The following is a 10,375-nucleotide window of genomic DNA, read 5'->3' as shown; positions in this document are numbered from 1 at the left end:
ATCGCACACGGTCACGATGAGATCCATCTGCGGTGCTTCCGGACCTGCGAATGCCTCCCACGGCTTGCTCGACAGCCCGGCAACGTCGAAGCCAATCTCCGAGAGCACCTGCAGGGCCACTGGATGAACTACGCCCTTGGGATGACTGCCGGCACTGTAAGCGCGGATACGTTCGCGTCCTAAATGGTTGGCCAGTGCTTCGGCAAGAATGCTGCGCGCCGAGTTGCCTGTGCAGAGGAACAGAACATTCAGGGTACGCATACCATCGCAACCATTTATCTAGAATAATCGAAGTATTACCTGGCCATATGTCAGTTTAATGACTGCCGGGATGGAAAGAGGGCACTCTACTGTACCCGCTGGCATTATTGAGCCCGAACGCCTTCACGGTTGCGCCGTGCTCCGGCCTCTTCATCACGATCCGAACATGCCACCCACGAGTGGGCCGATTGAATTGCGTCTACCGGTTGAATCCAAGGCCAGAAGCGAACCTCCGCCTACCCCCGATAAACATCCCTAATCGCCCTGCCTGCTTGGTCTCCGCGCTCGTGGCCTGCGCGTGTGCCGAGCCGGGGCTGGCTTGGACGGTTGCAGCAGAGGGAGGCCGGCAGATCATTCTGTACCTGACGGGTATCGGGAATGGCCGGGTAGCCTTTGTATCCGGGGTTCTGCCCATCCGGCGGAATCAGATAAGGCGCAGTGCGCCAGGCTGTGCGTCCCTGTGGCGAGCCATCGAGTGTGATTTTCAAACCGCCCAAGCGGTAGTGGTCCCTGTAGCGCTTGCTGTAGAACTTGTCCAGCTGATCAATGCCGGTAGCGTGGCTCCAACGGCCTGGGAGCCAAACTGGAGGAGATGGGCATGGCCGTCGATGAAGCCGGGCATCAGGGTTTTCCCGGACAGGTCGACAGAACGCGTGGCAGGGCCCTTGTGTTTCATCGCGCCCGCCTTGGTGCCGACGAAGACGATCCTGCCGTCCTTGACAGCCAGCGCCTCGGCATAAGCCGGTTGGTCCCCCGCCATCGTCAGGATGGGTCCGCCCTCGAAAATGGCGTCTGCAGCGGCTTCGTTGTCGACGTGGCCCATCGGTGGAGTCTGGTCGAGGGCTGCAGCTTCCGTATCCGCTCTTTCATCCTCACTCTCCTGCGCAGGCTTATGGAGTACTGTCGGATGTAGACGGCAGGCGATCGCCGAGCTGGCTCTGCCTTCTGACGGTGCCGACCGGAAGGACATCACTTGCCGCGGCAATCATGTGTCTATGTCGGGGGCCTTGCAAACGGGCGGGCGCACCCTACCTGCGGTAACTACTTCTGATTGCCACGACGTGATGCCCGGTGTCGACCAGGCGCCGGCGCAGCGCCTTCCCAGAGGCTTCCATCCTGGTGACGCCAGTGGTGCGTAGCTGCGCCCCCCGTCCTTCACAGCTTCATAGTCAGCCCGATATACGCCTGCCGACCAGCCGAAGGCGAGAACATGGGTTGTGTCTGGCTCTGGAAGAAGCTGTCATACCATACGTAGGCATACTCACGGCCGGTGGCATTCTTCACCTGCAGATCGACGCTCCAGGTTGGATTGATCTGATAACCGGCACTGAGATCCAGCACGGCGAAGTTGCCGTACTTGCCGGCCACATTGCGCTCTTCCAGGTAGTAGTCACCCTGCGCGCGGCCCTGCAGCCCGAACTTCAGGGCGTCGGTGGCACGGAAATCAACACCCACGTTGCTGATGTGGCGCGGCACGGCAGCCACTTCATTGCCTTCCAGCGATTCCACCCCTGCCCGGCCGTCGCGTTCGATCCTGGCCTCCTGGTACGCATGGGACGCCCACACGGTCCAGCGCTCCCCCAGCGGTGCGGAAATCTGCGCATCCACGCCATGCCGGCGGGTCTTGCCCAGCTGCACGGTGGTCCCGGTGGCCGGCATGTTGGAGATTTCGTTTTCCGCATCCTGCTGCCAGACCGCCACGCGTGCCTGCGCACCGCGGAACGGGCTGAACTTCATTCCCAGTTCCATGCCGGTGTTGGTGGAAGGGCTCATCGCCGCCTGGCCCGGGGTCAGGTAAGCCGGGGCCGTGCCGCCGGTCAGCACCTGCGCTGTGCGCCCCCAGTTGGCGTAGATATTGGCGCTGGGGGTCAGCGCATAGACCACGCTCAACTTGGGCTGGTTGATGTTGCCGTAGCGCTGCAGCCTGCCGGTCGTGCCATCCACCAGGCGCGTGCGGCCGCTGTAGCGGTCAACACGGTACGCGGGAACGATCTTCAACGCCTGGATCGGTTGGTAAATGGCTTGCACGTATGCGCCCCAGTTGTCGAAGCTGTGTCGTTCGTCATTCTGGATGCGTGCCGGCGTGGCCCAGAAGTCGGTCGGCTCGGCGTAGCTGAATCGCATGCGCTGGTAACGGTTGTCCTGCTGCTCGTAATTGAACCCACCTTCCAGGGTCAGCACGCTGCTCGCATTCCAGGTCAGGGTGTTGAGCATGCCGAACTGGCTTTCATCCCAGATGCGGCGCTGGCGCGGCGCATTGCCGGTGGGCAGGTCACTGAAGGTGATGCGGCGATCGTCTTCGTAGCTGTTGTAGTAGAGCCTGGTGCCGAAGTACAGATCATCGGCCAGCTTCAGGTCGACATGGGCGGCGACCTGGCGCATGTCACGGTCGTCGCCATCGTTGCGGTTTCGCAGGTCCGATCCGCGGCGGTGGGTGCGCAGTTCCTCTGCCGTCATGAAGCCCGGCTCGTCGGCTTCGTTGTGATACGCGCGCGCGGTCAGGCCTGCACGCAGTCCATCGTCTTCCAGATTGCCGTAGAACCACTTGCCGCCGATGCTGTACTTCTTCGATGCATCATTGTCGCGGTAGCCGTCGGCGTCCTGGTAGCCCAGGAAATAGTTCCGGGCGACTCCATCGCTTTCGCGCCCGACCGCCAGCTGGGCACTGCGCGTGTTGTAGCTGCCGTAGCCCAGGCGCGCGTCGGTGTAGGTGCCGCCCTGGCGGGTGCCGAAGTTCACATTGCCACCGATGTTGTGCAGGCCGTAGCGCGGATCGTTGGTGCCGCGCACGACTTCGATGTAGCTGATTTCCAGTGGGAACAGCATGTCGATGAAACGCTGGTTGCCGCTGTTGACGTTGCTGGGCACGCCGTCGATCAACGTCTTGATCGCATTGAGGTAGCCCTCGCCGTTGAAGGCACGGAAGCTGACCTTGCCGGACTCGGCGCCCTGGCGGGTTTCGGTGAGCTGGATGCCGGGCATCTGACCGAGCAGTTCCCAGCTCTGCGACACGTTCTTGTCTTCAATCTGGTCGGCACCCAGTACATCGACCGAGGTCAGGACCTGGTGCGCCGTGAGCTGGCCTTCGGAATGCGAGTGGACATCGACCTTGCCCAAGGTCAGGGCGGAGTCGACCGATTGGGCGTTGGCCTGCATGGACAGGCAGGCGGCGGCAACGGCGACCACCAGGATATGGATTTTCATGGGTATTCGATGAGGAGATTGAACGGGGCCTACCGCCGCCTGTCGGCTGACGACGCAAATGTGATGATATAACATTTGCGTCAAGGCCGGATGCCGACCAGACGCCGTTCGGGCACGCCTGACTTCCGCCCGTTCGACGGCGGACCGTCGCCCTCCCCGCTGTGCTTCCTGAAGCGGTGCGCTGGAACGCGCCAGTACGACCGCAACGGGTTCTACCTGTCCCCGCTGCATGCACTCCATCGCCTACCGCACCAGCGTCCTGCGCGTGCGCTTACCACGCTTGATGCAGGTGCTCCCGACAACGAAAGCATTCCAGAATGCTAATGGCTGCTTAACTACGCCCTAATTCAGCCTTAATCCGGGCCGGCCAGCATGCTCGCCATGTCCTGGATCCCCACTTCCCTCGCTGTCACGTTCCCGTCGATCCTGCCGCAGTCGCAGATGGTGGGCCCGCAGGACCCGCGCCGCCACGAGGTGGAGCAGTTCATCGCCGATGTGTACCGCGAACGCTACGGTGCCACGCTGCACGCGTTCCTGCCCCATCTGCTTGCGTTCCGGGATGGACAGGGGCAGCTGGTGGCAGCCGTCGGCATGCGTGTTGGCAGCGAGGGTCCCTTGTTCGTCGAGCAGTATCTCGATGAGCCGGCACAGGCACTGCTGTCCCACCGGGAAATCGCCTGCGTGGGTCGCGACCGCATCGCCGAGATCGGCAACTTTGCCGCCACCACCCCCGGCGTAGCGCGTGAGCTGATTGTCCGTTTGACCGACATGCTGCATGCCGCACGCGTGCGCTGGGTGCTGTTCGCGGCCACCCAACAGCTGCGGAACACCCTCGACCGGCTGCATCTGGTCACGGTAGACCTTGGCGAAGCAAGCCCGGGGCGACTCACCGGCGATGCATCCCAGTGGGGCAGCTACTACCAGGCCCGGCCGAAGGTGGTCTGCGGGAATGTCGCTGCCGGACGCGCGTTCCTGCATCAAGCACTGAAACAGGATGCACGCCCCAGGACGGATTCGGATCCGTCTCTGCAGGTCATGGTGGGTGCGCAATGACCGCGCCGACCTCTCCCCTGATCGCCGGTCTCGGCGGACGCAAGGCGCGCGTGCTCATCTCCGGTGCGGAGGTTGGAGATGAGCAGATCCGGCAGCGCGCAGTGCGATTGGCTGATCGACTGGACCTGCAGGGCATCGACCGCGTCGCAAGCCGGCTGGACAACGGCATTCACTGGCTGGTTCTGGATCTTGCCGTGCGCGAGCTCGGCGGCGTGCATGTGCCGTTGCCCACGTTTTTCTCTCCTGAGCAGATTGCTCATGCGCTGGCGTCCAGCAGTGCCCACTGTGTTGTCACCGCCGGCGGTGCGCCAGCGCCACCCGGCAGCATGGGCGCACTGGGGACCTTGGATGGCGGGATGCTCGCCCAGTGGCGGACTGAGGCGGCGGCTCCGGTCGGCCTTCCCGCCGGCACGGCATGCGTGACCTACACCTCCGGCACGACCGGCCGCCCCAAGGGCGTGTGCCTGTCAGGCGACACGCTGCTTACAGTCGCCAGTTCACTGGTGCAGGCCTCGTCGTCGATTGCACCGCGCCGCCACCTCTGCCTGATGCCGCTCTCCACGCTGCTGGAGAACGTTGCCGGGCTGTATGCAACGCTGCTGTCGGACGCGCAGATCGCGCTCCCGTCGCTGGCGGAGATCGGCTACACCGGCGCCTCGGGCCTGGATGTACCGACGCTGCTGCGGTGTCTGCACCGCTACCAGCCGGAGAGCGTCATCCTGGTGCCCCAGCTGTTGCTTGCGGTGGTGATGGCCGCCGAAAGTGGTGCTCCCCTGCCCGCCTCGCTGCGCTATATCGCCGTCGGGGGTGGGCGCGTGGGGCCGGGACTGCTGGCACGCGCACGGGCGCTCGGTCTGCCGGTGTTTGAAGGCTACGGGCTGACCGAGTGTGCCTCGGTGGTCTGCCTCAACCGACCCGACGCCAGCCGGGACGGCAGTGTCGGCAAAGCGATGCCACACGCCCGCGTCGCCGTTGTCGACGGTGAACTCCAGGTCGAGGGGGCACGTGCGCTGGGCTACCTGGGGTCGGAACCGCTCCCGGACGGGCCGATCCGTACAGGTGATCTTGGCCACGTGGACGCTGACGGATTCGTCCACGTCACGGGCCGCCGCAAGAATGTCTTCATTACCGCGTTTGGCCGCAATGTCTCACCCGAATGGGTGGAGAGCGAGCTGCTCTCCCATCCGGACCTGGCCCAGGCGGTGGTTTGGGGCGAAGCACAGGCCGACAACGTCGCCGTGCTGGTGCCGCGTCGCGCCGACCTTGACGATGCCGCCCTCGCCCGCGCCGTGGCCCAGGTCAACGCAGGTCTGCCTGACTACGCACGCGTCTCGCGCATCGTGCGGGCACCGGCGCCGTTCTCTGCCAGCGCCGGGCTGCTTACCCCCAACGGACGCCCACGCCGCGACGCCATCCTGTCCCATTTCCAGGCCGAGGTCGATGCGAGCTATCGCCGTCCCGCCGCCGTTCCTTCCACGGGAGTATCCGCATGAGTTTCCATTCCGAACTGCTCGCCCAGACCCAGCAGGAACGGGCCACCCTGATCTCCGTGCCTATCATCCAGTCCGCGCTGGGGGGGCAGATCGCCCGCGAAGATTACGTCGCTTTTCTCGGACAGGCTTACCACCACGTGCGGCACACCGTCCCGTTGCTGATGGCCTGCGGGGCGCGCCTGCCGGCCCGGCTGGAATGGCTGCGCACGGCCATTGGTGAGTACATCGAAGAAGAGATGGGCCACCAGGAGTGGGTGCTGGACGACCTGGCGGCCTGCGGTGCCGACCGCGCCGAAGCCGCCGCCAGCCGTCCCTCACTGGCGACCGAACTGATGGTCAGCTATGCGTACGACACCATCCACCGCGGCAACCCGGTCGGCTTCTTCGGCATGGTCCTGGTGCTGGAGGGAACCAGTGTGGCGCTGGCAACCCGCGCAGCCAACACGATCCAGTCCTCGCTCGACCTGCCGCGCAACGCCTTCAGCTACCTGCTGTCCCACGGCGATCTGGACATCGAGCATGTCGGTTTCTTCGAAGGGCTGATGGACCGACTGGACGATCCGTCTGATCAACAGGCCGTCATCCACGCCGCCCGGCGCTTCTACGTGCTGTACGGGGACATCTTCCGCACGCTTCGCCCGAACGGCGTGCGCTGGGCGGAGGCCGCGTGATGAACCTTGCCGGCAGGACCGTCATCGTCACCGGCGCCAGCGGCGGCATCGGCGTGGCGCTGTGTCACGCGCTGGTCCACGCGGGTGCCTCGATCCTGGCCGTCGGGCGCAGCCGCAGTCGCCTCACCGCCCTTGCCGCAGGGCTGCCGATGGGGCGCGTGCACACCGTGGTCGCCGACCTGTCCACGTCACTGGGCCGTTCGCACCTGCTTGCTGCGATCCGACAGGCCGATGCGCCCCCGTCCGTCCTGGTGCTCGGCCACGCCCAGAGCGCGTTCGGGCTGTTCGAAGACCAGCATCCCGATGCGCTGGAACATCTGTTGCAGACCAACCTGGTCGGCTCCGCCCTGCTGATCCACGCCCTTCTTCCCGTACTGCGCCGCCACGAGCAGGCCAGCGTCGTGGCCATCGGCTCCACCTTCGGCAGCATCGGCTTCGCCGGATTTGCCACCTACAGCGCCAGCAAATTCGGCCTTCGCGGCCTCATGGAGGCGCTTGCCCGTGAACACGACGGCACCGGCCTGAGCTTCCAGTATCTCTCTCCGCGCGCCACGCGCACCGCCTTCAATACGCCTGCCGTCGATGCGCTCAACGCAGAGCTCAAGGTGGGCAGCGATGCTCCGGAGGCGGTGGCCCGTGCGCTTGTCCACGCCATCGGCCAAGGCGATCGGCGCCGCCAGCTCGGATGGCCGGAAAAGCTCTTCGCCCGCATCAACGGCATGTTCCCCGCGCTGGTCGACCGCAGCCTGCGCGCCCAGCTTCCCATCATCAGGCGCCACGCCTCGCAGGCGCAGCCCATCCACGAGGACTCCTCCCATGAAGCAACGTCACGGTAAAGCCATGTTCATCCTGCTCATCAGCGCGTTGGTCATGTTGGTCGGCATTGCCTGTGCCGCCGAGCAAGGAACGCCCATGACGGTTGCCCAGTTGCGGGACCGCTGGGCCCAGATCAACTACCAGACCAGCAAGCCGCAACGACAGGCCGCGTTCGAGGCGCTGGCCAGTCAGGCGGCGAAGACCCGGCAGACCGAGCCACGGAATGCCAGCGCACTGATCTGGGAAGGTATCGTCCTTTCCAGTCTCGCCGGCGAGAAGGGGGGCATGGGGGCGCTCAGTCTGGTCAAGCAGGCACGCGCGGACTTCGAGGCTGCCCTGAAGATGGACCCCAACGCACTGCAGGGGGCGGCCTATACCAGCCTGGGCGCCCTCTACTACCAGGTTCCCGGGTGGCCACTGGGGTTCGGCAATGACGAAACCGCGGCGGCCATGCTGAAGAAGGGGTTGGTCGTCGACCCGACCGGCATCGATGCCAACTACTTCTACGGCGACTTCCTGCGCGACCAGAAGGACTGGCACGGCGCCCAGGCAGCCTTCGAGAAGGCGCTTGCTGCACCTGCCCGCCCCGGCCGTGACATCGCCGATGCCGGACGCCGGGCCGAAGCGTCCGCCAAACTCAAGGAGGTCCGGGCCCACCTTGCCAAGTGAATCCGGGACGACGAGACTGCCTGCATGCGCATTCTGCTCGCCGAAGACGACGCATCACTGGGTGAAGGCATCCGGACTGCTCTGCGCCGCGCTGCCTATGCCGTGGACTGGGTGCAGGATGGTGCCGCCGCGCTTACCGCCATCGGCGGCGGCGACATCGACCTGGTCATCCTCGACCTGGGCTTGCCACGGCTGGACGGGATCGAGGTCATCCGGAAGGTGCGCGCAGCGGGCGGCAACGTCCCCATCCTGGTCCTCAGCGCCCGCGAGCGGGCGGCTGACCGCACCCTGGGGCTGGACGTGGGTGCGGACGACTATCTGGGCAAGCCGTTTGACACCCCCGAACTGCTTGCCCGCGTCCGCGCCCTGCTCCGCCGCAGCGTGGGGCGTGCAGCACCGACTCTGGAGGCAGGTGCGCTGTGCCTGGACCCGGCCCGCCTGACCGCTGTCTGGAAGGGGCACGCGCTGGACCTGACCCGCAGGGAGTTCGCTCTGTTGAGATTGCTCATGGAACAACACGGCAGGCCGCTTGGGCGCGAGACCATCCAGCAGCACCTGTATGGCTGGGATGAGGACGTGGCGAGCAATGCCGTCGATGTGCATGTCCACCAACTGCGCAGGAAACTGGATCCCGGCATCATCCGCACCGTGCGGGGAATCGGCTACGCCTTGGGTGACCCCTCGGATGCGGCTGCATGACGTCCATCCGTCGCCGCCTGCTGGTCGTGTTGCTGGGCGTGCTCTCCCTGCTCATGCTGCTGGCGGCCGGCCTGAGCTACCGGGCCGGGTTGCAGGAGGCCGGGGAGATGTTCGACGCCCGGCTGGTGCAGTCCTCACGGGTGCTGTTGAGCCTGGTGGACGAGCCGCTCAGCGATCTGAGCGCGTTCCCTGGCGACCCCATCGTCCTGCGCGGTTGGCACGGGCGCGCCGAGGGCGTGGGCGAGGCACTGGCCTTCAAAGACGGGCATGCCTACGAGAACAAGCTGGCTTTTCAGATATGGACGCCGGAGGGTCGCCTGCTCCTTCGATCGGACAGTGCGCCCACTGCCCCAATGGCGAGCCTGTCGCCGGGCTACGCGGATGTCGATATTGACGGGGCGCAGTGGCGCACGTTCACGCTGCGCTCGCCACAGGGTCGATGGTTTCAGTCCGCCGAGCGTTCGGACATCCGCCAGGAACTGGCCGAGGACATTGCCATCGGCACGCTGCTGCCGCTGTTGTTTGCGCTTCCGGTGATGGCCGTGGTGATCTGGCTGACGGTCGCCTGGGCGACGCGCTCGTTGCGGAAAGTCTCCACGGACATCGGTGAGCGCGATCCCGACCGCATGACGCCCTTGGATGACACCCAGCTCCCGGAGGAGGTCCACGGCCTGGTTCGCGCGGTCAACGAGCTGCTGCAGCGACTCGATCTCGCGTTGGCGCGCGAGCGCCGCTTCATCGCAGACGCTGCGCATGAGCTGCGCACGCCCATCAGTGCGGTCAAGGTTCACGCAGACAATGCACGCCTCGCCACGCTGGATGAAGAGCGCCAGGAGTCACAGCGGTTGCTTGCGCGAGGAGTAGAGCGTGTCGAACGACTGGTATCGCAACTGCTGTCGCTGAGCCGGACCGAGCGCGGTATCGGCAAGGACGCGTTTCGCAAGCTGAGTCTGGACGCCCTGGTGAGCAGCGAGGTTGAAGAGCTCCGGGGCTTGGCCGCGTCCAAGCGTCAGGTCATGAATCTCGTTCTCGACAACGCCAACGTCTTCGGTGACGAGTTCTCGCTGGGCTTGCTGGTTCGCAACCTCGTGGAGAACGCCATCCGCTACACACCCGAGCATGGCGTCGTGGTGGTGTCCACCGAACAGACGGGGGAACACTGCGTACTCACGGTGGAAGACTCTGGACCTGGCATTCCCAACGATCTGCAGGACCGCGTCTTCGACCGCTTCTACCGGGTGATCGGAAGCGGCGCGGAGGGCAGCGGATTGGGCCTGTCCATCGTCCAGGAGACATTGGACGCGCATGGCGGGGAGATCAGCCTTGGCACGTCGCAATGCCTCAACGGGTTGAAGGTGACCGTGAGACTGCATGCCAGCGCCTCGCCACACGCCCGGGACACGTCATGAGGGGTGTTTCAACCGTGCCGGACTACCCTTGAGTCTTCGCAAAGATGAATGAGGGGCGTGCCGTGTGCCGCCGTCAGCCGAGGGTATGATCATTGAAACC

At 65.2% G+C, this 10,375-nt stretch carries 10 protein-coding genes; 7 read left to right on the top strand and 3 right to left on the bottom strand.

All coding sequences use genetic code 11. From position 1 onward, the window contains the following. The 3 genes from ACPEH1_RS08940 to ACPEH1_RS08930 all read right to left on the bottom strand — a co-directional run. A partial coding sequence (locus ACPEH1_RS08940) for an arsenate reductase ArsC (RefSeq protein WP_423715667.1) occupies window positions 1–261 on the bottom strand: 261 nt, incomplete at its 3' end. 484 nt (window positions 262–745) lie between these two features. Then, entirely contained in the window at window positions 746–1,084 is a 339-nt protein-coding gene (locus ACPEH1_RS08935) for an amidohydrolase family protein (protein ID WP_287251155.1), read from the bottom strand. Window positions 1,085–1,416: 332 nt separating this feature from the next. Then, window positions 1,417–3,465 (bottom strand): TonB-dependent receptor, encoded by a 2,049-nt coding sequence (locus ACPEH1_RS08930; protein WP_423715666.1) that lies wholly within the window; start codon window positions 3,463–3,465, stop codon window positions 1,417–1,419. 381 nt (window positions 3,466–3,846) lie between these two features. Here ACPEH1_RS08930 and ACPEH1_RS08925 point away from each other — a divergent pair, with 381 nt between their 5' ends. The 7 genes from ACPEH1_RS08925 to ACPEH1_RS08895 are packed head-to-tail and all read left to right on the top strand — an operon-like array spanning window position 3,847 to window position 10,275. After that, window positions 3,847–4,518: a thermostable hemolysin gene (locus tag ACPEH1_RS08925; protein ID WP_423715665.1), complete on the top strand. Its 672-nt coding sequence runs from the start codon at window positions 3,847–3,849 to the stop codon at window positions 4,516–4,518. Continuing rightward, window positions 4,515–6,011, top strand: a complete 1,497-nt coding sequence (locus ACPEH1_RS08920) for an AMP-binding protein (RefSeq protein WP_423715664.1) — start codon at window positions 4,515–4,517, stop codon at window positions 6,009–6,011. Before ACPEH1_RS08925 ends, ACPEH1_RS08920 begins: the two co-directional genes overlap by 4 nt. After that, a complete protein-coding gene (locus ACPEH1_RS08915; protein WP_017354348.1) occupies window positions 6,008–6,682 on the top strand; it encodes a TenA family transcriptional regulator in 675 nt (224 codons plus the stop codon). Before ACPEH1_RS08920 ends, ACPEH1_RS08915 begins: the two co-directional genes overlap by 4 nt. Further along, the gene (locus ACPEH1_RS08910) at window positions 6,682–7,518 is read left to right on the top strand and encodes an SDR family oxidoreductase (protein WP_153164593.1); all 837 of its coding nucleotides are present in this window, start codon (window positions 6,682–6,684) and stop codon (window positions 7,516–7,518) included. Before ACPEH1_RS08915 ends, ACPEH1_RS08910 begins: the two co-directional genes overlap by 1 nt. Next, window positions 7,499–8,167 (top strand): hypothetical protein, encoded by a 669-nt coding sequence (locus tag ACPEH1_RS08905; protein WP_423667174.1) that lies wholly within the window; start codon window positions 7,499–7,501, stop codon window positions 8,165–8,167. Before ACPEH1_RS08910 ends, ACPEH1_RS08905 begins: the two co-directional genes overlap by 20 nt. Window positions 8,168–8,191: 24 nt before the next feature. Further along, window positions 8,192–8,866, top strand: coding sequence for a response regulator (locus ACPEH1_RS08900; protein ID WP_312708017.1), 675 nt, complete (start codon window positions 8,192–8,194; stop codon window positions 8,864–8,866). A gap of 17 nt (window positions 8,867–8,883) precedes the next feature. Beyond that, window positions 8,884–10,275, top strand: a complete 1,392-nt coding sequence (locus tag ACPEH1_RS08895) for an ATP-binding protein (protein WP_051008546.1) — start codon at window positions 8,884–8,886, stop codon at window positions 10,273–10,275. Window positions 10,276–10,375: the final 100 nt, after the last annotated feature.

The sequence above is a fragment of the Stenotrophomonas sp. NPDC077421 genome (assembly GCF_049545505.1).
GTDB lineage: Bacteria > Pseudomonadota > Gammaproteobacteria > Xanthomonadales > Xanthomonadaceae > Stenotrophomonas > Stenotrophomonas nematodicola.
The sequence above is the reverse complement of the archived record's forward strand: the minus strand, read 5'-3'. Positions and strand labels throughout refer to the sequence as shown.